The organism is Pseudomonas sp. AC083 (assembly GCF_979253165.1).
This window is the reverse complement of sequence record NZ_CEEDDH010000372.1, coordinates 1-232: the sequence shown is the minus strand read 5'-3', so window position 1 is coordinate 232 and position 232 is coordinate 1. Positions and strand designations below refer to the sequence as shown.

Here is a 232-nt window from a genome sequence, read left to right as displayed (position 1 = left end):
AGGCTGTACGCCGTAAACGCCTCTAATGACTTCACATGATTGAGCTTTACCTGAATTTTTGTTGTTTCCTTCAGAACCAAACAAGCTCATACGAATTTTAGCGTCTTTTGGAAGTGATTGAGCAAATTTAAATACCTCTTGTTTGGCGAGATCAAATTTGCGCTCTCCCTCAACTTTTCTTGCCATACTTCCACTTGCATCAAGTAAGATTGTGACTCTTACATCTTTATTA

At 38.4% G+C, this 232-nt stretch carries 1 protein-coding gene; it reads right to left on the bottom strand.

The features are described 5' to 3' along the window. Nucleotides 1–232, bottom strand: a 232-nt coding sequence (locus AC0IXA_RS28240; RefSeq protein ID WP_471815032.1) for a vWA domain-containing protein, incomplete at both ends; no start/stop codon positions are given.